This is a genomic window from Azospirillum sp. NS33 (genome assembly GCF_059703765.1).
Genome location: NZ_BAAKJB010000004.1, coordinates 42,561 through 61,854, shown reverse-complemented (window position 1 = coordinate 61,854; position 19,294 = coordinate 42,561). Strand labels below are relative to the sequence as shown.

Genomic DNA, 19,294 nt, shown 5'->3' with positions numbered 1-19,294 from the left:
TGGGTACGATCAGCAGACGGCCGCTGGTTTGTGCCACAGTTCATCCGGCCGACGCCACACGGCGGCGCGGGCGGCGCGGGCGGCGCCCCCACCCCTTTTAGTGGTCGCCCTTCCGCCGGCCCGTCAGGGCGGCGACGACGCCGTGGAAGGTCCGCACCTCCTGCTCGGTCATGCGCATGCGTTCCCACGCGTTGCGCAGGGTGCGGACCATCGAGGGCCGCTTCTCCGGCGTGGTGAAGAATCCGGTGCGGTCGAGCGCCTGTTCGAAATGCTCGAAGAAGTTCAACAGTTCGGCCTTGGTGGCCGGGCGGGTCTGGCCGGTGTGCAGGACGCTCTCCGGCGGCACGTCGCCGGTCTGGAACCACTCGTAGCCGATCAGCAGCACCGCCTGGCCGAGGTTGAGCGAGGCGAAGGACGGGTTGAGCGGGACGGTGATGAGCCGCTCCGCCAGGGTGAGATCGTCGTTGACCAGCCCGGTGCGCTCCGGGCCGAACAGCACGCCCACCCTGTGGCCGGCGCCATAGTGGGCGCGCATCGCCGCCGCCGCCGCGCGCGGCGTCACGAACTCCTGGATCATGTCGCGGGTGCGCACCGTGGTGGCGTAGACCACCTCCAGGTCGGCCACCGCCTCGGCGGTGGTGTCGAACAGCCGCACCCCGTCGAGCACCAGGCTGGCGCCGGCGGCGAACGCCACCGCGCGCTCGTTCGGCCAGCCGTCGCGCGGGCGCACCAGCCGCAGGTCGGTCAGGCCGCAGTTCAGCATGGCGCGCGCGCAGGCGCCGATGTTCTCGCCGAGTTGGGGCTCCACGAGGACAATGGCGGGACCGCCGAGGATGGACGGACGGTTGGGGTCTTTTCCGGAGGTCATGGCACGGATCCCGGCGCCGCCGCCGGGACGGGGCGCGACTGGTGGCGATGTTGGAAGTCTGGATTTGCCTTATAGCGGCGGCGCCGGGGCCGGGTCACGTCCTTGAACGCCGCGCCGCGGCGATTCCGATGCGCGAAGCGTCATCCGCCCGTGCTAATGTTGGCCGCCGCCGCGATGCCGTACCGGCCGCGCCCCGTCACCGACCGGCCCGCCCGATGATTCCGTTGCGCTCCACTGCAGTTCTCCTCACGCTGTGGACCGGACCGGTGCTGGCCGACGCCGGTCTGGAGCGGTTGCCCTACCATGACCCCGCCCACGGCCGGCCGGCGCGGATGGTCGTCTGGTACCCCACCGACGCGTCGGCGGCGCCGCAGCGCATGGGCCCCTTCACGATGACCGTCGCGCCAGGCGCCAAGCCGCGTCCCGGCAAGCACCCCCTGGTGGTGATCTCCCACGGTTCCGGCGGCAGCGAGCTGGGGCACCATGACACCGCGGCGGCGCTGGCCGAGCGCGGCTTCGTGGTGGTGGCGCTCCAGCATCCGGGAAACAGCTACGACGACAACGGCGAGGCCCGGCGTCCCGCGATGTGGCGCAACCGGCCACGGCAGTTCTCCGCCGCCCTGGACGCCGTTCTCGCCCACCCCCGCCTCAGCCCCCTCGTCGACGGCGGGCGCATCGGCGCCATCGGCTTTTCCGCCGGCGCCTACACGGTGCTGGTGGCGGCCGGCGGCGTCGCCGAGCTGTCCGGCATCTCCGAGCATTGCGCCCGCCACCCCGACGACAGCTTCTGCAGCCAGAGCGAGGTGTCCGGAACGGACCCGGCGGAGTCCGCCGCAGCCCGGACCGGCACGGTCGCGGCCCACGATCCGAGGGTCCGGGCCGTCGTCGTCCTGGCGCCGCCCGCCGCACCGTTTGGCGAGGGTGCGCTGGACGGCGTGACGATTCCGGTGAGGCTCTACGGCGCGGCCGCCGACACCGTCGTGCCACCGCGCCATCACGCCGAACGGATTCGCGACCTGCTGCCGGCGCCGCCGGAGTGGGAACTGGTGGCGAACGCCGGCCACTTCGCCTTCATGACGCCCTTTCCGGCGGCACTCGCCGCCGAGATCGGCCCGCCGGCCGAGGACCCGCCCAGCTTCGACCGGACGGCCTTCCACCGCCGGCTGAACGACGAGGTGGCCGACTTCTTCGAGCGCACCCTGGCGGTCAGCCCCTGACGCTCACCCCTGGGCGGCGGCACCGGCGCGGAACAGCTTGTAGACGTAGCTGTCCACCAGCGCCTCCATCGACGCCTCGATGATGTTGGTCGAGACGCCCAGCGTCGACCATTCGGTGCCGTCGCCGTCGCGCGAGCGGATCAGCACCCGCGGCATGGCGCCGGTCGCCGCGTTGGCGGCGAGGATGCGCACCCGGTAGTCGACCAGCTTGACCGCGGCGAGGTCGGTGTAGACCGGCTCCAGCGCCTTGCGCATGGCCTGGTCGAGCGCGTGCACCGGGCCGTTGCCCTCGGCCACGTGGAGGTGGACGGCGTCGCCGACGCGCACCCGCACCACGGCCTCGGACTCCACCACCAGGCTGCCCACCGCGTTGTAGCGCCGTTCGTCGGTGACGTGGAAGCGCAGCAGCTCGAAGTAGCGGGGCAGTTGCTTCAGCTCGCCGCGCACCAGCAGCTCGAAGCTGGCCTCCGCCGTGTCGTAGGCGTAGCCGGCGCTGTCGCGCTGCTTGACCAGGTCGACCAGCCGCGGCAGCCGCGGATCGTTCGCCTCGATCTCCGCACCGATCTCGCGCAGCCGGGCGACGATGTTGGAGCGGCCGGCCTGGTCGGACACGACGATGACGCGCCGGTTGCCGACCGTTTCGGGCGGCACGTGCTCGTAGCTGGTCGGGTCCTTCTCGATGGCCGAGACGTGGAGCCCGCCCTTGTGGGCGAAGGCGCTGGGGCCGACGTACGGGGCGTGGCGGTTGGGCGCCCGGTTCAGCCGCTCGTCCAGATTGCGGCTGACCTCGGTCAGCAGCGGCAGGCGCTCGGCGGCGATGCCGGTGGTGAACCCCATCTTCACCATCAGCGTCGGGATCAGCGACACCAGGTTGGCGTTGCCGCACCGCTCGCCCAGCCCGTTGATGGTGCCCTGCACCATGCGTGCGCCGGCCCGCACCGCGGCCAGCGAGTTGGCGACGGCGTTCTCGGTGTCGTTGTGGCAGTGGATGCCCAGGCGCTCCCCGGGAATGCCGTGCTCGTCCACCACCTGGCGGACGATGGATTCGATCTCGTCGGGCAGCGTGCCGCCGTTGGTGTCGCACAGCACGATCCACCGCGCCCCGGCGGCGTGGGCGGCGTGGATGCAGGCGACCGCATAGGCCGGGTTGCGCTTGTAGCCGTCGAAGAAGTGCTCGGCGTCGAACAGCGCCTCGCCCTTGGCCGCCACCGCGGCGGCGACGCTGTCGCCGATCAGTTCCAGGTTCTCCTGGCGCGGGATGCCCAGCGCCACGTCGACGTGGAAGTCCCAGGTCTTGCCGACCATGCACACGGCCCGGCAGCGGGCGTTGAACAGCGCCGCCAGGCCGGGGTCGTTGGCGGCGCTGCGGCCGGAGCGCCGGGTCATGCCGAAGGCGGTGAAGATCGCGCGATCCAGCGTCGGCGGATCGGCGAAGAACTGGTCGTCGGTCGGGTTCGCTCCCGGCCATCCGCCTTCCACATAGTCGATGCCGAGCCGGTCCAGGTCGCGGGCGATGGCGATCTTGTCGGCGACGGAGAAGTCGACGTCCTGCGTTTGCGCGCCATCGCGCAACGTCGTGTCGTAGAGGTAGATCCGCTCGCCGTTCATTGTCGAACCCGCTGGCCATTCGGTCGAAAATCATCGAAAGGGCAGGAAGAATGGCGGAACGTGACCGACATCTCAACCGATTCCTGCGATGTGCCCCGGCGCATGATTTCTCCCATGGAATCGGCGGGCGGGCGGTTTATGGTTACGGGCGTTGCGCCCATGAAACGTGCAACCGCCCGCAGACCAGCCATTGCCGCCCGTGACCCAGCCCGCCCCCCGCCCCGCCCCCGACCGCCTGATCGTCGTCATCGACGACGACGCCTCGGTGCTGACCGCGCTCGGCATCCTCCTGGAAACCTGGGGGTTCCGCGTCGTCACCGCCGAGGCCGAGGACGACGCCGTCGACCGGCTGGCCGCTCTGGAGGAGCGGCCGACCGCCATCGTCGCGGACTACCGCCTGCGCGCGGGCCGCACCGGCCTCCAGGCCATCGACCGCATCCGCCAGCTGTGCGGGTGCGACGTGCCCAGCCTGGTGATCACCGGCGACACCTCCAGCGAGCCGCTGCGGGAGGCCAGGACCCGGGGTATGACGGTTCTGCAGAAGCCGGTGATGCCGCCTCACCTGCACACCGTCCTGATGCAGATCCTGCCCGACGCCGGACGGTGACGTGATCGGCCGCCGGACACGGGAGGCCCCCGCCGGACGGGCCGAGGCGCGGAGCCGGAGCGGCCTGGGCTGGGCGCGCTCTCCGGAGACGGCGGCGGTCCTCGGGCTCAGCCTGCTGCTCACCGCGCTGGCGTCCTGGCTGCTCAACAGCCAGGTCGAACGCCTTGCCGAGTCCCGCTTCCGGGCCCGCGCCCACGACCTCGCCACCACGGTGGTGGGGCGGCTCGACAACTATCAGCAGATCCTGCGCAGCGGGGTCGCGATGATTCGGGCCAGCGAGCGGGTCGACCGCGCGGAGTGGCGGGTCTTCGTCGAGGCGCTGCGGGTCGAGGAGACCTATCCCGGCATCCAGGGCATCGGTTTCGCACCCAACGTCCCGTCGGACGCGGTGGCGGCCCACGAGGCGGAGGTCCGGGCGACCGGCTTCCCCGGCTACCGGGTGTGGCCGGACGGCATGCGCGACGACCACTATCCCATCCTCTTCCTGGAACCGTTCGATTGGCGCAACCGGCGTGCCTTCGGCTACGACATGTTCTCAGAGCCGGTGCGCCGCGCCGCCATGGTGGCGGCGCGCGACACCGGGCAGCCGATGGCCAGCGGCAAGGTCACCCTGGTGCAGGAGACCGAGAAGGACGTCCAGGCGGGCTTTCTGCTCTACCATCCGGTCTACCGGCCCGGCCCGCCGCGCCAGAGCATCGCCGACCGCCGCGCCGCCATCGTCGGCCTGGTCTACAGCCCGTTCCGCATGCGCGACCTGATGGAGGAGGTGCTGAGCACCGGGCCGCTGGGCCGCGTCCTGGACATCCGCATCTACGACGCCGCCGTGGCCGATCGCGACCAGTTGCTCTACGGCACCCCCGACGGCTCCCCCGACGGCGGCCCCCAGGGCGACCCCGATGACGACCCCGACCGCACCATCGGCGGCTACCGCCTGGAGACCGCCGTCGACGTGTTCGGCCGGTCGTGGCTCCTGGACATCCGCTCCACCGTCGCGTTCGACGCCTCCGTCGACCGCACCGCCCCGGCGGTGATGCTGGCGGCCGGGTTGATCATCTCCCTGCTTCTCATGGCGGTGATGAGGTCCCTGCTGGTCGAGCGCCAGCGCGCCGCCGCCCTGCAGGCGAGCGCCGAGGCGGCGACCCGGGCGCAGGCCGAAGCCCAGCACGCGGACGCCGCCAGGAGCCGGTTCCTGGCGGCGGCCAGCCACGACCTGCGCCAACCGCTGCAGACTCTCGGCATCTACCTGCACCTTCTGGGCGAGCATTCGGGCAGGGACGCCCAACGCCCCCTGCTGGCCGGGGCCCGCGGCGCCTTCGACATGGCGCAGCGCCAGCTCAACGCCATCATGGAGATCGCGTCGCTGGAGTCGGGGACCGTGCAGCCGCAGATGGCGCCGCTGCGGGTCGACCTCCTGTTGGAGCGGCTGGCCGCCGATGCGCAGCCCCGTGCGACGGCGAAAGGACTGGCGCTGCGGGTGCGCACGCTCGCCCTGGAGGTGGACAGCGACGCCGACATGCTGGGCCGCCTGGTGGCCAACCTGCTCGACAACGCCATGACCTTCACCACGGAGGGCACCGTCCTGCTGGCCTGCCGGGCGTCGCAGGACGCCGTGACGATCAAGGTCCAGGACACCGGGCCGGGCATCCCGGCGGACCGCAAGCGCCTGATCTTCGAAGACTTCTATCAGGTGGGCAACCCCGAGCGGGACCGCACCAAGGGGCTCGGCCTCGGGCTGGCGACGGTGGCGCGGCTGGCCCGCCTGCTGGGCTGCCGGGTCGACGTGCTGTCACGGCGCGGCCGCGGCGCCGTGTTCATCGTCAACGTCCCACGCCGGCGTCCGCCCACGCCGTGAGCGGCGCCGGCGGACGGCCGTCACGGCCGGGGCGGCACGACCGCCTGCCGGGAGGGGGCAGGGCTCAGCGGCGGCGGCGGCGGCGGTCGTCGCTGCGCACGCGGATCGGCTGCAACCCTCCGGCGTCCTCGTGCGGCCGCAGGCCGTGGCGGATCACCAGACCGGCCAGGGCGGTGACCGGGCCGAGCAGGCCGACCAGCAGGGAGTCGCGGATCACGCGGCGATCCGGCCCGGCGTCCTCCGACCACCAATAGAGGAACCCTGCGATCCCGCAGGTGTACCAGGCGAGGGCAGCGATGGGCAGTTCCGGCATCGCGCGTGTCTCCGCAATGTGTGACCGAATCTCTCACCGATAATGTGGGCATCGCCCGGGCGCTGGCAAGCCTCTCCCCCCGGGGTCCGTCTTCCGCATGACAGCGGGAGCCCCGGAGCCCCGCTACCCCGCCCGCTCCGCCGGCACCACGAAGCTGTCCATCACGCGCTTGGTGCCGGCCTGGTCGAAGGCGACCTCCAGCTTGTCCTGGTCGACCCGGTTGACGGTGCCGTAGCCGAACTTCTGGTGGAACACCCGCGCTCCCTTGGCGAACGGGGCGTCGGGGCGGGTGCGCGGCTCCACATGATAGGCGGTGCCCTCCAGGGTGACACCGCGGGGCGCCGGCGGCTGGCGCGCCGCGCCGCCCCAGAAGGAGGGCGCGCCGCCATGAGCCCCGCCCGGGCCGCCGGCCCCGGCGAACAGCCCGCCCGAGGCGTCGGCCTCGACGTGGGCGGCCGGCAGCTCGTCGACGAAGCGCGACGGGATGGCGCTGACCCAGTTGCCGTAGAGGCGGCGGTTGGCGGCGTGGCTGATGTGGGCACGCTTGCGGGCCCTGGTGAGACCGACATAGGCCAGCCGGCGCTCCTCCTCCAGCCCGGCCACCCCGCTCTCGTCGAGGGCGCGCTGGTTGGGGAACACGCCCTCCTCCCAGCCCGGCAGGAAGACGATGTCGAACTCCAGCCCCTTGGCGCCATGCAGGGTCATCAGCGTGACCTGGGCGACGCCCGCCGCCTCGGCGTTCTCCATGACCAGGCTGACGTGCTCCAGGAACCCGCCGAGGTTCTCGAACTCCGCCATGGCGGTGACGAGTTCCTTGAGGTTCTCCAGCCGGCCCGGCGCCTCGGGAGTCTTGTCCTCCTGCCACATGCGGGTGTAGCCGCTCTCGTCCAGCACCATGCGGGCCAGGTCGGTGTGGGCCATGGTGTCGGCCAGGCTGCGCCAGCGGAAGAAGTCCTGCAGCAGGCCGCGCAGGGCGCCGCGCGGCTTGGGCTTGAGCTCGTCGGTCTCGACCAGGCCCCAGCCCGCCTCGACCAGCGGCACGGCGCGGGCGCGCCCGGCCTGGAACACGGTCTGCAACGCGGCCGGTCCGAGGCCGCGCTTGGGCACGTTGACGATGCGCTCGAAGGCGAGGTCGTCGTCGGGGGAGAACACCACCCGCAGATAGGCGAGCGCGTCGCGGATCTCCTGGCGCTCGTAGAAGCGGGGGCCGCCGACCACCCGGTAGGGCAGGCCCAGGGTGATGAACCGCTCCTCGAACTCGCGGGTCTGGAAGCCGGCGCGCACCAGCACCGCCATGTCGCCCAGCGACACCCCGTGCCGCTGCAGCGACTCGATCTCGTCGCCGACCCAGCGGGCCTCCTCCTCGCCGTCCCACACCGCCTTGACCCGCACCGGATCGCCGCTGTCGGCGTCGGTCCACAAGGTCTTGCCGAGCCGCCCCTGGTTGTGGGCGATGATCCCGGTGGCCGCGGCCAGGATGTGGCCGGTGGAGCGGTAGTTCTGCTCCAGCTTGACGATGCGCGCGCCGGGGAAATCGGCCTCGAAGCGCAGGATGTTGCCGATCTCGGCGCCGCGCCAGGCGTAGATGGACTGGTCCTCGTCGCCGACGCAGCAGATGTTGCGGTGGGCCTGCGAGAGGATGCGCAGCCACAGGTACTGCGCGACGTTGGTGTCCTGGTACTCGTCGACCAGGATGTAGCGGAACTTGCGGTGATACTCCGCAAGCACGTCGGGGTGGTTCTGGAAGATGGTCAGGGTGTGCAGCAGCAGGTCGCCGAAGTCGCAGGCGTTGAGGGTGCGAAGGCGCTCCTGGTAGGCGCGGTAGAGGGCGACGGTGCGCCCGCCGGCCACCTCGCCGCCGTCGCTGTCGGCCAGTTTCCCCGGCGTCAGCCCACGGTCCTTCCACCGCTCGATCACGCCAAGGACCTGGCGCGCCGGCCACTTCTTGTGGTCGACCCCGGCGGCTTCCAGCAACTGCTTGACGAGGCGGACCTGGTCGTCGGTGTCGAGGATGGTGAAGTTGGACTTCAGCCCGACCAGCTCGGCATGGCGGCGCAGGATGCGCGCGGCCAGGGCGTGGAAGGTGCCGAGCCACCAGCCCTCCGGCTCCACCCCCACCAGCGCGGCGACGCGCTCGCGCATCTCCCGTGCCGCTTTGTTGGTGAAGGTCACCGCCAGGATCTGGAAGGGCGCGGCGCGGCGCGTCATCAGCAGATGGGCCAGACGGGTGGTCAGCACCCGGGTCTTGCCGGTGCCGGCCCCGGCCAGCACCAGCACCGGCCCGTCCAGCGCCTCCACCGCCTCGCGCTGGGACGGATTCAGCCCGTCGAAATAGGCCGGCCGGAGGGCCCGCGCCGGCACCGCCGGGGCGGCGTGGTTCAGGGGATCGTCGTCGAGAAAGGGATCGGACATGGGTGCGATATAGCGCACCCGCGCGCCCGTGTCGAAGATCTCGCGCCCGCCCGGGCGGGCGACCGCCGGCCCGCGCCGGAGCGCGGACCGGGGGTGGCGCGGCGCGCCGGGCCTACTGGCTTTCCGGGGTGCCCGGCGGGCTCATGTTGTGCGGGCCGGCCTGCGGAGCGGCCGACCCGCCGGACGCGCTGCCCGACTGTCCGCCCGACGTGGCGGCCCCGGCGGAGGAGCCCGCCGCCGGGGCCGGCGGGTTGATCACCATCATCACCATGTCGCCGTCGGCGGTGCGGGCCTGCACCAGGAACGCCGTGTCGAGGATCTGGACGTTCTCGAATCCGGCCTGCTCCATGGCGCTCTGCACCTTCTGCCGGCTCATGGCGGAGGGGCCGCCGGTGGTTTCGGCGCTGCCGCTGCCGGCGGCCCCGGAGGCCGCCCCCGCGGTGGTCCCCGAGGTGGTGCCGGACATGGTGTCCGGCGAGGAGGTCTGGCCGGTGGACGGCGCCCCCGCGGACTGGGCGAACGCCGGGGCGGCGAACAGCAGGGCGAGCGTGGCGGCGGACGCGGTGGTCCAGCGCGTGGTGGTCCTCATGGTCTTCCTCCGTGGCTGCGGGGCCGCCATTGATGGCGGTGATGCTCGGCAGGCCCATGCCTGCACGCCCGCCAACAGCCTCCGGCGCCATGGATCGCCGCCGCAATCGCCCTACCCCGCCGTCGTGGCACTACCACTGCGGAAAGAAGCACCCCGTCGTGGCGCACAAACGGACCCGTCGGCACCGCAACATCGGCGCATGCCGACCCATCTCGTCTGTCACGTTTACTCCCCGTTTCGGAGCGGCTTACATTCTTACGAGGACTTTCATTCATCCGGACTTAGGGCATATGCCCATTTCCGAACCGAACACGCCTTTAGAGAAATTTTCTGTCGCTCAATTCCGGGTTACTGTGCTCTTCGAAAACAGGGCTCCGGAACCGAAAGAGGCGCGCCGATCGGCGCAACGCCGTTCCGGGACCATTCCGAAGCGCCCGCCACGCCGGTGCGCTTGCGACGCAAACCCAGCATAGGTGGCTCGACGATGGATCCCGTGAACGTTTTCCTCATCGATGCGAACAAGCTGTTCCGCGAGGGCATGAAGCGCCTGGTCGACACCGCCGCCTTCCGCGTGATCGGCGAGGCCGGGTCCCTGCGCGAGGCGGTCGGCCTCGTCGACTCGGCGGACCCGCGCCCGGCTCTCGTGCTCATCGACCTCGCCAGCGGCGACCAGGACGAGGTCGAGGCGATGCGCCTCCTGCGGGTGCGCATCCCCGACATCCGCATCGTCATCCTCACCAGCGAGCTGTGCACCCGCCGGCTGTCGGGGGCGCTGGGCGCCGGGGCCGACGGCTACCTGATGAAGGACATCGCCTGCGAGTCCCTGATGCAGTCGCTGCGCCTGGTGATGATGGGCGAGAAGGTGTTCCCCACCCACCTCGCCGAACTGCTGGTGGCCGGCCGCTCGATCGAGCCCGGACCGGAAGCCCCCGCCCGCCGCAAAGGGCTGTCGCAGCGCGAGGTGCAGATCCTGCGCTGTCTGCTGAACGGCAACTCCAACAAGATGATCGCCAACCACCTCAACATCACCGAGGCGACGGTCAAGGTCCACCTGAAGAGCCTGCTGCGCAAGATCAACGCCTCCAACCGCACCCAGGCGGCGATCTGGGCGATGAACAACAACATCGCCGAGCAGCCCGCCGAGAGCCGGACGGAAAGCGCCACGTCTGCGTGAGGCGGCCCGCGGTGGCGTGGCGCCCCTGGAGATGTCCCCCGGCAGCGGCGCCGCTCCCTATGGGCATGTCGGTTGCGAACGGCCTATGTGGGGCGGCATAACACCAAAATCCCTCTTTACCCTGTTGTGGCACAGGCACTAAGAACGTCGAGGCGCAGGCACCAAGAACAAACGCCACGACGCTCAAGACATTACTGTCGAACATCCTGCGCGGTCAGCACACCGCTCCGTCGACGACCCGCTGCATTGACGGGTGGCATCGTGGCGTTTCCCGGCTCGAAACCCTGCAAGGGCGTTCCTGATGCACGTATTGATCGCCGACGACCACCTCTTGTTCCGGGACGGGCTGCGTCGGTTGTTGTCGCAGTTCAAGGAAAACATGTCCTTCCGGGAGGCGGGCACGTTCGACGAGGTGCGGGCGTTGTGCGACGGCACCACCGCCTTCGACCTCATCCTTCTCGATCTCGGCATGCCGGGATGGGCGGGATTCTCCGAACTGGGCGCGATCCATGAGCGCCTTCCAAAGGCCCTGCTGGTGGTCGTGTCCGGCTCGGAGCGGCGCAGCGACCTGCTGGAGGCGCTGGAGAACGGCGCGGCCGGCTACATCCCCAAATCCTCCAGCGCGAGGGTGCTGATGGGCGCGCTGGAACTGGTGCTGAACGGCGGGATCTACGTTCCCGCCCAGGCCATCCGCGGCGACCTGCTGACCTCCAGCGATCCCGGACCCGACGACCCGCTGACCGCCACCGGCGGCAGCGGCGACCAGTTGACGCCGCGCCAGCGCGAGGTCCTGACCCGCCTGCGCGAGGGCAAGTCGAACAAGCAGATCGCCCACGAACTCGGCCTCACCGAGGGCACGGTGAAGGTGCACGTCACCGCCATCCTCCGCCTGCTGGGCGTGCGCAACCGCACCCAGGCCGCCCTGACCGCCCAGGGCATGTGACAGGCCGGGCCGTTCCGTTCCTTGTCACCGGGCACCCCGTATTAACGCTTTCGCTGCCGTGGCCGCCGGCGCACAGTACCCCCGCCTGATTTGGTTAACAAAACGTTTCGCCGGGTGTTGGGGTGGAACGGGCTTGGCAGGGAGGCGGCATGGGGGCGGGGTTCAGGGCAGTGGCGGAGGCGGGCCTTCTCGGCGCCCTGGCGACCGACGCCATGCCGGCGGAGGCGGTGCACGACGCCTTCGCCGAACGCCTGGAAGAGGCGATCACCCGCGACGAGCTCCGGCTCGTCTGGCAGCCCCAGTTGGACACCCACGCCAGCCGCCTCACCGGCTTCGAGGCGCTGGTGCGCTGGCGCCTTCCCGACGGCACCATCATCCCCCCCGACGTCTTCGTTCCCATGGCGGAGGGCGGACCGGCGATCCACCGGCTGGGCGAGTGGGTGCTGCGCACGGCCTGCGCGACCGCCGCGGCCTGGCTGCACGACGGGGTCACCGACGTGCCGGTCGCGGTCAACCTGTCGGCGCGCCAGCTCGCCGCGCCGGGGCTGGCGCGCGGCGTGCTGACCGCCCTCGCCGACACCGGCCTGCCCGCCGCCCAGCTCAAGCTGGAGCTGACGGAAACCGCCCTGTTCGAGCATGGCGAGGACGCCCGCGCCGCCCTGGTCGAGCTGCGCGGTGCCGGCGTGCATCTGGTGCTGGACGATTTCGGGACGGGCTACTCGTCGCTCGCCCTGCTGCGCCGGGTGCCGGTGGAGGCGCTGAAGATCGACAAGCACTTCGTGCAGGCGATGGTGGAGGATCGCGACGCCGCGGCGATCGTCCACGGGGTCATCGCCATGGCCCACGCCCTGGGGCTGACGGTCATCGCCGAAGGCGTGGAGACGGCGGAGCAGCTGCTGTTCCTGCGCGCCTACCGCTGCGACCAGGTCCAGGGCTTCCTGCTGGCCCGACCGATGGCGGGCGACGCCGTGGCCGGGTTCATCGCCCGGACCGGCGTGCCGCCGACAGGCGGATGACGCGGGCCGTCTCGTCCCACGGCACCAGCGCCGCCGCCTCGTCGGCGGTGGCCCAGCGGGCCTCCAGCGCGTCGTCGGCGCACACCGCCTCGTCGCCGCCCACCACCTCCGCGGCCACCTCGACCAGGGTGTAGTGGTATTGCACGGCGCCGGCGCCGTCGCGGGTCACCGCGTCGACCACGGTGACCACCTCGCTGGGCGCCACCATCAGCCCGGTCTCCTCCCGCATCTCCCGGATCGCCGTCTGGAACACCGTCTCGCCCAGGTGCTGCGCCCCGCCGGGGATGCTCCAGGTGCCCTGGCGCGGTGCCTTGCCGCGGCGGATCAGCAGCACCCGCTCGCCCCGCCAGGCGATCACGCCGACCCCGACCCACGGACGATCGGGGTATTCGCGCTCGGAGCGGGCGGACGGCGGGGGAGCGGGGTCGCGGGTCTGTCTCATGGCGGCCGAGCCTAGCCGCCTCCTTGACAGGGCGCCAGCCCGCTCCGACACTCCTCCCGCATCGCGGCAGCACCCCGGCCTCTCCCATGAAACTGAACGAGATCCGCACCTTCATCGCGGTCGCCGAGGCGCGCTCGGTGCAGGAGGCGGCCAAACGCCTGCACCTGACCCAATCGGCGGTGTCGCGCCTGATCCAGCGCCTGGAGGCCGAGGTCGGCGCCGTCCTGTTCGACCGCCAGACCAAGCCGCTGGCCCTGACCCGCGACGGCGAGATGGCGCTGGCCCACGGGCGCCGCGTGCTGCGCGCAATCGACGCCTTCGCCGACGCCTTCGCCGCCGCCGGCGATCCCCAGGGGCTGGTGCGGCTGGGGGCGTCCCATGTGCTGGCACGGCTGCTCGCCGACGTCCCACTGGACCGCCTGCGGGCGGCCTTCCCGAAGCTGGTGGTGCGCCTGCAGTCGGACTGGAGCGCCGCGCTGCTGGCCCAGATCGAGGCCGGCACCCTGGACGGCGCGTTGCTGCTGCTGCCGGCCCGCGAGGAGCTGCCGCCGGGGGTGGCGGGGCGGCGGCTGATGATGGAGGAGGTCCACGTGGTCGCCAGTCCGGAGATGATCGCCCGCCACGGCCGGTCGTTGGACGCCATGAACGCCGCCGGCTGGGTGCTGCAGCCCGAGGGGTGCGGCTACCGGACCACCCTGGAGCGGGCGGTCGGCCGGGCCGGCGGCTCCCTCAACGTCCTGGTCGAGGCGTTCGACCAGACCCTGCTGCTGTCGCTCGCGGCGCGCGGCGTCGGCTTCGGCACCGCCCCGCTGCGCCTGCTCGCCGACCCCGCGGTCAGCGGGCGGCTGGTGCCGGTGTCGGTGCCCGGGTTCGGCCTGACGGTGGCCGTCTGGATGGTGCGCTCGCGCCACGCCGGCCGGCTCGACCGGGTGTTCGACTCGCTGGAGGAGACCCTGGCCGCCGAATTGGCACCCCAGCATTCCGCCGCGGAATGACGGCCGTTCCGTTTATGAATTTGAGGAAAGACGCGGCTCCCCCTATCCTGCCGCCTGAACACCAGCCGGCGCGCGTCGCACCGCACCGGGCCGCAGCGGAGGACCCATGAGCACCATCGATCGGCCCGCCGGGGCGCCCGCCCCGCGGGACTGGCGGACCCCGGACATCGTCGTCGCCTTCGGCTGCCTGATCGCCCTGATCGGCTTCGGCGTGCGCTCCAGCTACGGGCTGTTCAACGCGCCGCTGTCCGACGCCCATGGCTGGGGCCGCGACGTCTTCGCCCTGGCGCTGGCCATCCAGAACATCCTGTGGGGGCTGGGCCAGCCCTTCGCCGGGGCCATCGCCGACCGCTACGGCCCGGCCTGGGTGCTGGCGGCGGGCGGCGTGCTCTACGGCCTCGGCGTCGCCCTGACGGCGGTCGCCGACGCCCCGGCGACCTTGCACCTCACGGCCGGCGTGCTGGTCGGGCTGGGGCTGGCGGGCGCCTCCTTCCCCATCGTCATCGCCGCGTTCGGCCGGCACCTCCCGCCCGAGCGGCGGTCGTGGGCGGCCGGCGTGGCCACCGCCGCCGGATCGCTGGGCCAGTTCCTGTTCGCCCCGCTGGGCCAGGCCTTCATCGCCGCCTATGGCTGGCAGACCGCCCTGTTCCTGCTGGGCGGCGTGTTCATCCTGGTGCCGCTGATGGCCACGGCGTTGGCCGGCGGCCGCGGCGGCCATGCCGGGTCGCTGGGCGACCCCGACCAGACCACCATGCAGGCGCTGCGCCAGGCCTTCGCCCACCGCAGCTACCAGCTCCTGATCGCCGGGTTCTTCGTCTGCGGCTTCCACCTCGCCTTCATCACCGTGCACCTGCCGCCCTATCTGACGGATGTCGGTGCCCCGGCCGGCCTCGCCGCCTGGTCGCTGGCCCTGATCGGCCTGGCCAACGTGGTCGGCTCCTACGCCTCGGGGGTGCTGGGCGCGCGGATGAACAAGCGCACCATGCTCAGCGCCATCTATCTCGCCCGCGCCGTGGCCATCGCCGCCTTCGTCCTGCTGCCGGTGTCGACCGTGTCGGTGCTGGCCTTCTCCGCCGCCATGGGCCTGCTGTGGCTGTCCACCGTGCCGCCGACGTCGGGGCTGGTGGCGGCGATGTTCGGCACCCGCTACCTCGGCATGCTGTTCGGCATCGTCTTCCTCAGCCATCAGGTCGGCGCGTTCCTCGGCGTGTGGCTGGGCGGGGTGTTCTACGAGAGCGTCGGCACCTACGACGCGGTGTGGTGGATGAGCGTGGCCCTGGGCCTGTTCGCGGCGGTCGTCCACTGGCCGATCTCCGACCGGCCGGCGCCGCGGCTGGCCCCGGCGGCGGCCTGAGCCATGGCCACCGCGCCCCCGGCCACCGGACCCCCGGCCACCGGACACGGCGTCGCCCTGGCGCTGGGTGCGGCGGTGCTGGCGGTGTGGCTGGTGGCGATGAGCGTGGCGCTGCGCGAGGCGGCGCTGCCGCCCGACGGCGACGGCACGGTGCTGGCCGTGTTCCCGCCGGGCACCCCCCACGACGCGGCGTTCGCCGCCGTCGTGCGGGCCGGCGGCGAGCCGGTGCGGCGGACCTGGCTGGGCTTCGCCTGGGTGGCGCGCGGCGCCGGGTCCGGCTTCGTCGGCCGCCTGCACGACCAGGGCGCCTGGGCCGCCTATGGCGAGTTGCCGGTCGGCCCGCAGCTCGGCGGCTGCATCGCCGTGACCGCCGACGACAAGCGCCCCGGCGTCTACCGGCTGCGCCCCTGACCGGCGTGTCCCTTCACTCCAGGCCCAGCGATCCCTGGACCTGCGTCTCCGCGGCCGGCCCCGGCAGCCCGCATTCCAGGCGCAGCCGCTCCAGGTCGGCGGCGAAGCGGTCGGCCATGGACTGGGTGTAGATGCGGGCGATCGCCCCCTCGTTCTGGTACTCGACGATCCTCTTGAGGTCGCTGCGGCGCTGCCGCCAGGTCAGGCCGTCGGTGAACAGCAGGAAGCTGGTGTCGGCCCGCTTGGCGGCGATGATCTTCTCGATGTCGCCGATGATGTCGGTCATCTTCGACCCCGTGGCGCCGTAGCCCTTGGCCTCGACCAGGATGCGTGGCGCCTCGCGCGAGGGGATGGCGAAGTCGCACTTGGCGCGGTTGCCGCGGCTGCCGGTGAAGGTACAGCGGCTGTCGAAGCGGTCGCCGAAGACGCCGCGCACGATGGCCTCGGCGAAATCCTCCACGCCGCGCCCCCGCTTCTGCCCGGCGATGGCGCTGCCGCGCCCGCTGCGCAGCCGCTCCACCAGCACGTCGCTCCAGCGCAGCGGCCGGTTGACCTCCGCCGCCATCGCCTCGGGCACGCCCAGCGCGACCAGCGCCGCCACGAACCGCTCGCGGTCGGCCTGCCAGCCCTTGACCCCGGTGGCGCCGCCCTCGCCGACCGCCTCGGCCAGGGCCGCGGTGAACTGGTCCTTGGACAGGCCCAGGAACAGGCGGCAGATCAGCATGGCGTCGTCGAACGGCGTGGTCGCCAGCAGGCTGCGCAGATCGGCGGCTCCGTAGACCGGCTTCACCGGCAGCGCCGCCAGCCGGTCGATCACCCGCAAGGCGGTCGGATCGCGCCAGTCCACCGCCAGCGGGCCCAGCGCGCCCAGCAGGTCGTCCAGGCTCTGCTCCACCACCTCCATCTCAGCGCCCCACGATGACGTATTCCTCGACCGCGGCGCGGCGCACCGCGCCGTGGGTCCCGAAATGGTAGCGGTGCGGACGGGCGTGCACCTCGATCCGCGCCTTGTGCCGGCCCAGCAGCTCGACCAGCCGCTCGCGGTCGGGAAAGCCGTTGGAGCTGTAGGACAGCACGATGATGCTGTCGCGGAAGCGGTGGAACATGCGGTCGAACGCCTCCAGGGCGGTGCGCCGGTAGGAGAACGGGGTGAACCGCTTCTCGATCTTGCGCACCTTGGTGGTTTCCAGGATGCGCAGGCCGCGCCAGTAGCAGGACAGCCCCTCCACGAAATGGTAGCGCTTGATGTAGCAGTTGTCGTCGGCCCGCGGCACGTACGGCGGATCGAGGTAGACGAGGTCGACGCCGGCCGTGGCCGTGTCGAAGACGTCCTGGCGCAGCGCCACGTTCTCACGCCCGTTGTCGAACACCAGGGCGTTGAACACGCCGACCTGCTCGGCGAAGTGCTCCTCCAGGGTGAGGCGCAGGTCGCGCCGCCCGTCGTTGTAGCGGCTGAGGTCGCCGGAGACGGTGAAGACGCCGCGCGGCTGCTTCTTGAGGCAGGAGCGCACCAGGGCGGCACGGGCCAGCGCCTGCTCGTGGGGATGGGCCAGCCGCTCGAGGTTGGCGCACACCCGGTCGAGGAAACGCAGGTCGTCGGCGGTGAAGAAGATCCCGGCGAAGGTCCGCGCGATGAAATCCTCGGCGGCCGGGGCCGGCGCCAGCAGCCGGGCCAGGGCGCGCGGCTCCAGCCGGCGCCCGGCGTTCTCCACGGTCGCCTCGGCGAGGGTGGCCGCGACGTTGAGGAAATCCGACGCCACCACCTGCTTGCCCATGGCCTTCAGCAGGTGGGCGACGCAGCCGCTGCCGGTGAAGGGATCGGCCGCCGTCTCGAACGGCAGGCCGGCGAACACCGCGTGCAGCCAGCCCTGCAGGCGGTGCTTGGAGCCCATGTAGCGCAGCTCCGGGTAGGCCGCGGCCCGCGCCGGCAGCGTGTCCGGCGCCCTCATCGGCCCTGGAAGGTGACCATGACCTCGGCGATGTTGCCGGGATCCCGCTGCGCCGAGCGGAAGGTGGCGATCTCGCCGGGCAGCAGCCGGTCGGACGAGGCGGCGATGACCCACCGCGCCACCGGCTTGCGCGTCGGATCCAGGGAGACCGCGACCACCTCGGGCACCGCGCGCTCGGACTGGGAGACGTTGACGATCTGCCCCTCGACGACCAGCACCGGGGCGCCGTCCTCCTCGCGCTGCTCGGACCGCACGTTCTTCAGCTCCAGCCCGGCCCCCGGCGGTTCCACCGGCAGGCCGACGGTGTCGTAGAGCAGCGCCGCGGCGGGCCACAGGCGCACCACGTCGGCCCGCATCAGGACACCGCCGGCGCCCAGCCCGGCGACCAGGACCGCCAGCGCCAGCCACGCCACCAGGCCCTTGCGCCCGGCGGCGCGCCCGGTTGCCGCGGGCGCCCCGCCGCGCCGCGCCGCCGCCGTGGTGGCGGCCGCGGTGGCGGCGCGCGGGCGCTCCGGCTCCCGGGTGCCGGACTCCTCGACCGCGGTGGCGCCGGGGCCGTGGTGCGGGTATTCGTACCAGGTGTGCCCGCAACTGGTGCACCGGACCTTCTTCCCCTCCGGGCCCACCGCCGAATCGGGAACGGTGTACCGCGTGGAACACATCGCACAGGAGATGATCATCAGGGGGGCCGCGGGGTCTCGGAAGGGGCACTCGACTTATAGGTAACTGCGCGCGGCGACGCAAGGAACGCCCCTGCCGCGGTCGCAGTGGACGGACGGCCCCGCGCCGTGCGATGGTCGCGGCACGCGTACGTTGGGACCGGAAGCGCCGCCGCCGAGGCGGCGGTGGTGGGGATGTGATTCGTTTCGAGAACGTCGGTCTGCGCTACGGCACCGGCCCGGAGGTGCTGCGCGACATAACCTTCGCCCTCCCACCGGGCTCCTTCCATTTCCTGACCGGCGCCAGCGGCGCCGGCAAGTCGTCGCTGCTCAAGCTCATGTACCTGGCCCACCGCCCGACCCGCGGCCTGATCACCCTGTTCGAGCGCGACATGGCACGGGTCGCGCGGGTGGACCTGCCGGCGCTGCGCCGCCAGATCGGGGTGGTGTTCCAGGACTTCCAGCTCCTCGACCACCTGTCGGCCCTCGACAACGTGGCGCTTCCCCTGCGCATGTCCGGTGCGCCGGAGGGCGAGGTCCTGGCCCAGTGCGCCGAACTGCTGCGCTGGGTCGGCCTCGGCAGCCACCTGGAGGCCCGGCCTTCGACCCTGTCGGGCGGCCAGCAGCAGCGCGTCGCCATCGCCCGCTCGGTCATCAACCGGCCGCGCCTGCTGCTGGCCGACGAGCCCACCGGCAACGTCGACGACGCCATCGGCACCCGCCTGCTCTACCTGTTCGAGGAGTTGCACAAGCTGGGCGCCACCGTGGTCATCGCCACCCACAACGAACGCCTGATCCACCGCTTCGAGCACCCGCGCCTGCACCTGGAGCATGGCCAACTGCAGACGCTGCCGCCGCTCGCGGCGCGCCAGCCGGCGTGAGGCG

Annotated in this window: 19 protein-coding genes; 10 read left to right on the top strand and 9 right to left on the bottom strand. The window is 72.1% G+C overall.

The window, feature by feature from the left end:
• Positions 1–97: 97 nt before the first annotated feature.
• Positions 98–868, bottom strand: coding sequence for an RNA methyltransferase (locus AC6H2I_RS05435; protein WP_497499565.1), 771 nt, complete (start codon positions 866–868; stop codon positions 98–100).
• 215 nt (positions 869–1,083) lie between these two features.
• On the opposite strand from AC6H2I_RS05435, the gene AC6H2I_RS05430 reads away from it, so the two are divergent.
• Complete coding sequence (locus AC6H2I_RS05430) at positions 1,084–2,085, top strand: alpha/beta hydrolase family protein (RefSeq protein ID WP_497499564.1); 1,002 nt, start codon at positions 1,084–1,086, stop codon at positions 2,083–2,085.
• A gap of 3 nt (positions 2,086–2,088) precedes the next feature.
• On the opposite strand, the gene cimA is transcribed toward AC6H2I_RS05430, so the two are convergent.
• Positions 2,089–3,693, bottom strand: coding sequence for a citramalate synthase (gene cimA, locus AC6H2I_RS05425; protein ID WP_497499563.1), 1,605 nt, complete (start codon positions 3,691–3,693; stop codon positions 2,089–2,091).
• Between the two features lie 199 nt (positions 3,694–3,892).
• On the opposite strand from cimA, the gene AC6H2I_RS05420 reads away from it, so the two are divergent.
• Together AC6H2I_RS05420 and AC6H2I_RS05415 are read left to right on the top strand one after the other, a co-directional pair.
• Entirely contained in the window at positions 3,893–4,300 is a 408-nt protein-coding gene (locus AC6H2I_RS05420) for a response regulator (protein WP_497499562.1), read from the top strand.
• Between the two features lies 1 nt (position 4,301).
• Positions 4,302–6,152 (top strand): CHASE domain-containing protein, encoded by a 1,851-nt coding sequence (locus AC6H2I_RS05415; protein ID WP_497499561.1) that lies wholly within the window; start codon positions 4,302–4,304, stop codon positions 6,150–6,152.
• A gap of 64 nt (positions 6,153–6,216) precedes the next feature.
• Here AC6H2I_RS05415 and AC6H2I_RS05410 read toward each other — a convergent pair whose 3' ends face one another.
• The 3 genes from AC6H2I_RS05410 to AC6H2I_RS05400 form a co-directional block, all read right to left on the bottom strand.
• The gene (locus AC6H2I_RS05410) at positions 6,217–6,465 is read right to left on the bottom strand and encodes a hypothetical protein (RefSeq protein ID WP_497499560.1); all 249 of its coding nucleotides are present in this window, start codon (positions 6,463–6,465) and stop codon (positions 6,217–6,219) included.
• Between the two features lie 123 nt (positions 6,466–6,588).
• Positions 6,589–8,877: an ATP-dependent helicase gene (locus AC6H2I_RS05405; RefSeq protein WP_497499559.1), complete on the bottom strand. Its 2,289-nt coding sequence runs from the start codon at positions 8,875–8,877 to the stop codon at positions 6,589–6,591.
• Between the two features lie 112 nt (positions 8,878–8,989).
• Positions 8,990–9,466 (bottom strand): hypothetical protein, encoded by a 477-nt coding sequence (locus AC6H2I_RS05400; protein ID WP_497499558.1) that lies wholly within the window; start codon positions 9,464–9,466, stop codon positions 8,990–8,992.
• 484 nt (positions 9,467–9,950) lie between these two features.
• Here AC6H2I_RS05400 and AC6H2I_RS05395 point away from each other — a divergent pair, with 484 nt between their 5' ends.
• From AC6H2I_RS05395 to AC6H2I_RS05385, 3 genes are all read left to right on the top strand, one after another.
• On the top strand, positions 9,951–10,640 hold the full coding sequence (locus AC6H2I_RS05395) for a LuxR C-terminal-related transcriptional regulator (protein WP_497499557.1): 690 nt from the start codon (positions 9,951–9,953) through the stop codon (positions 10,638–10,640).
• Positions 10,641–10,941: 301 nt separating this feature from the next.
• Positions 10,942–11,583, top strand: coding sequence for a LuxR C-terminal-related transcriptional regulator (locus AC6H2I_RS05390; RefSeq protein ID WP_497499556.1), 642 nt, complete (start codon positions 10,942–10,944; stop codon positions 11,581–11,583).
• 149 nt (positions 11,584–11,732) lie between these two features.
• Positions 11,733–12,599: a putative bifunctional diguanylate cyclase/phosphodiesterase gene (locus AC6H2I_RS05385; protein ID WP_497499555.1), complete on the top strand. Its 867-nt coding sequence runs from the start codon at positions 11,733–11,735 to the stop codon at positions 12,597–12,599.
• On the opposite strand, the gene AC6H2I_RS05380 is transcribed toward AC6H2I_RS05385, so the two are convergent.
• Positions 12,562–13,041 carry an NUDIX hydrolase gene (locus AC6H2I_RS05380; RefSeq protein WP_497499554.1) on the bottom strand — a complete coding sequence of 160 codons (480 nt, stop codon included), beginning with the start codon at positions 13,039–13,041 and terminating at the stop codon, positions 12,562–12,564. The genes AC6H2I_RS05385 and AC6H2I_RS05380 overlap by 38 nt on opposite strands.
• 86 nt (positions 13,042–13,127) lie before the next feature.
• Between AC6H2I_RS05380 and AC6H2I_RS05375 the strand changes: the two genes are divergently transcribed.
• The 3 genes from AC6H2I_RS05375 (at position 13,128) to AC6H2I_RS05365 (ending at position 15,801) form a co-directional block, all read left to right on the top strand.
• Positions 13,128–14,036 carry a LysR family transcriptional regulator gene (locus AC6H2I_RS05375; protein WP_497499553.1) on the top strand — a complete coding sequence of 303 codons (909 nt, stop codon included), beginning with the start codon at positions 13,128–13,130 and terminating at the stop codon, positions 14,034–14,036.
• 106 nt (positions 14,037–14,142) lie between these two features.
• The gene (locus tag AC6H2I_RS05370) at positions 14,143–15,390 is read left to right on the top strand and encodes an MFS transporter (RefSeq protein ID WP_497499552.1); all 1,248 of its coding nucleotides are present in this window, start codon (positions 14,143–14,145) and stop codon (positions 15,388–15,390) included.
• A gap of 3 nt (positions 15,391–15,393) precedes the next feature.
• The gene (locus tag AC6H2I_RS05365) at positions 15,394–15,801 is read left to right on the top strand and encodes a hypothetical protein (protein WP_497499551.1); all 408 of its coding nucleotides are present in this window, start codon (positions 15,394–15,396) and stop codon (positions 15,799–15,801) included.
• A 13-nt stretch (positions 15,802–15,814) separates the two neighbouring features.
• Here AC6H2I_RS05365 and AC6H2I_RS05360 read toward each other — a convergent pair whose 3' ends face one another.
• Genes AC6H2I_RS05360 through AC6H2I_RS05350 form a run of 3 tightly spaced genes read right to left on the bottom strand, consistent with a single transcriptional unit; the run spans position 15,815 to position 18,430 of the window.
• Entirely contained in the window at positions 15,815–16,705 is an 891-nt protein-coding gene (locus tag AC6H2I_RS05360) for a DpnII family type II restriction endonuclease (RefSeq protein ID WP_497499550.1), read from the bottom strand.
• Position 16,706: 1 nt separating this feature from the next.
• Positions 16,707–17,750: a DNA adenine methylase gene (locus AC6H2I_RS05355; protein WP_497499549.1), complete on the bottom strand. Its 1,044-nt coding sequence runs from the start codon at positions 17,748–17,750 to the stop codon at positions 16,707–16,709.
• On the bottom strand, positions 17,747–18,430 hold the full coding sequence (locus tag AC6H2I_RS05350) for a zinc-ribbon domain-containing protein (RefSeq protein WP_497499548.1): 684 nt from the start codon (positions 18,428–18,430) through the stop codon (positions 17,747–17,749). The genes AC6H2I_RS05355 and AC6H2I_RS05350 overlap by 4 nt, the downstream gene beginning before the upstream one ends.
• A 176-nt stretch (positions 18,431–18,606) precedes the next feature.
• Here AC6H2I_RS05350 and ftsE point away from each other — a divergent pair, with 176 nt between their 5' ends.
• A complete protein-coding gene (gene ftsE, locus AC6H2I_RS05345) occupies positions 18,607–19,290 on the top strand; it encodes a cell division ATP-binding protein FtsE (RefSeq protein ID WP_497499547.1) in 684 nt (227 codons plus the stop codon).
• The last annotated feature ends 4 nt before the right edge of the window (positions 19,291–19,294 follow it).

Bases quoted from the DNA above. Each gene is read 5' to 3' on its own strand.
- AC6H2I_RS05430 (WP_497499564.1), top strand. From the start codon at position 1,084: ATGATTCCGTTGCGCTCCACTGCAGTTCTCCTCACGCTGTGGACCGGA.
- AC6H2I_RS05365 (WP_497499551.1), top strand. From the start codon at position 15,394: ATGGCCACCGCGCCCCCGGCCACCGGACCCCCGGCCACCGGACACGGC.
- AC6H2I_RS05405 (WP_497499559.1), bottom strand. From the start codon at position 8,877: ATGTCCGATCCCTTTCTCGACGACGATCCCCTGAACCACGCCGCCCCG.
- AC6H2I_RS05395 (WP_497499557.1), top strand. From the start codon at position 9,951: ATGGATCCCGTGAACGTTTTCCTCATCGATGCGAACAAGCTGTTCCGC.
- AC6H2I_RS05350 (WP_497499548.1), bottom strand. From the start codon at position 18,430: ATGATCATCTCCTGTGCGATGTGTTCCACGCGGTACACCGTTCCCGAT.
- cimA (WP_497499563.1), bottom strand. From the start codon at position 3,693: ATGAACGGCGAGCGGATCTACCTCTACGACACGACGTTGCGCGATGGC.
- AC6H2I_RS05385 (WP_497499555.1), top strand. From the start codon at position 11,733: ATGGGGGCGGGGTTCAGGGCAGTGGCGGAGGCGGGCCTTCTCGGCGCC.
- AC6H2I_RS05355 (WP_497499549.1), bottom strand. From the start codon at position 17,750: ATGAGGGCGCCGGACACGCTGCCGGCGCGGGCCGCGGCCTACCCGGAG.
- AC6H2I_RS05375 (WP_497499553.1), top strand. From the start codon at position 13,128: ATGAAACTGAACGAGATCCGCACCTTCATCGCGGTCGCCGAGGCGCGC.
- AC6H2I_RS05380 (WP_497499554.1), bottom strand. From the start codon at position 13,041: ATGAGACAGACCCGCGACCCCGCTCCCCCGCCGTCCGCCCGCTCCGAG.
- AC6H2I_RS05435 (WP_497499565.1), bottom strand. From the start codon at position 868: ATGACCTCCGGAAAAGACCCCAACCGTCCGTCCATCCTCGGCGGTCCC.
- AC6H2I_RS05370 (WP_497499552.1), top strand. From the start codon at position 14,143: ATGAGCACCATCGATCGGCCCGCCGGGGCGCCCGCCCCGCGGGACTGG.
- AC6H2I_RS05390 (WP_497499556.1), top strand. From the start codon at position 10,942: ATGCACGTATTGATCGCCGACGACCACCTCTTGTTCCGGGACGGGCTG.
- AC6H2I_RS05400 (WP_497499558.1), bottom strand. From the start codon at position 9,466: ATGAGGACCACCACGCGCTGGACCACCGCGTCCGCCGCCACGCTCGCC.
- AC6H2I_RS05410 (WP_497499560.1), bottom strand. From the start codon at position 6,465: ATGCCGGAACTGCCCATCGCTGCCCTCGCCTGGTACACCTGCGGGATC.
- AC6H2I_RS05360 (WP_497499550.1), bottom strand. From the start codon at position 16,705: ATGGAGGTGGTGGAGCAGAGCCTGGACGACCTGCTGGGCGCGCTGGGC.